General features: G+C 33.2%; 1 pseudogene. It reads right to left on the bottom strand.

What is annotated here, in order from left to right:
- Window positions 1-14 precede the first annotated feature (14 nt).
- A pseudogene (gene dapF / locus HGC4_RS13440) lies at window positions 15-837 on the bottom strand (diaminopimelate epimerase).
- Between the last annotated feature and the right edge of the window lie 116 nt (window positions 838-953).

The following is a 953-nucleotide window of genomic DNA, read 5'->3' as shown; positions in this document are numbered from 1 at the left end:
AAAGGTCTGAGACCTTATAAAATTGTTCCTTCAAATACAGTTACGGCTTCACCGGTCATATATACGTGATTGTTACTTTCACGCCATTCGATATCCAAATCTCCACCTAATAAATGTATTTTTATTTTTCTATCACAATGTCCGTTAAATATAGCAGCAACAGCCGCTGCACNNAAGAGTCTCCCCTGCCCCACGTTCCCAAACACGCATATTTAAAGTATTACGATCTATAACCTCTATAAATTCAGTATTTGTTTTACGGGGAAATATCGAGTTTGTCTCAAACTTTGGACCTAATATAGGTAAATTAAAATCTTTGATTCCTTCTGTAAAAACTACAGCATGAGGGTTTCCCATAGATATACAGGAAATTTGCCACTCTTTTCCATCGATGTTTAATGGATAGTTAAGAACGGGATTCTGAGTAATATTTACAGGGATTAGAGTTGGATCGAGAATTGGTTCTCCCATATCTACTGTTATTTTGCGAGTTTTATAGTCTCCTTCCAGTAAAGTAATGTATTTTATTCCGGCTTTAGTTTCTAATGTAATTTCTTTTTTATCGGTAAGTTTATTATCATAAACATATTTGCCAACACATCGGGTTGCGTTTCCGCACATTTCAGCTTCAGAGCCATCGGAGTTAAACATTTGCATTCTGAAATCACAACTGTTTGATGGTAATATAAGAACAAGACCATCTGATCCTATTCCGAAATTTCTGTTGCTTAAGCTAATTGCAAGTTGCGAAGCATTTTCTATATTTTCTGTCAATCCGTTGACATAAATATAGTCATTTCCTGCACCATGCATCTTTGTAAATTTCAAGTTTTTCATCCTTTTAAATAGCAACTTTTTAGTCTGATATTTTTTATACTACAAAAGTGATATAAATTATTTAATCTCGCAAGATTTAATGTGTATTTTTTATGTTTGTTGTAATAAAAATATCA

This window comes from Dysgonomonas sp. HGC4 (genome assembly GCF_001261715.1).
Classification (GTDB): Bacteria; Bacteroidota; Bacteroidia; order Bacteroidales; family Dysgonomonadaceae; genus Dysgonomonas_A.
Note: the sequence above shows the minus strand (reverse complement) of the source record. Positions and strands in the feature narration are given on the sequence as shown.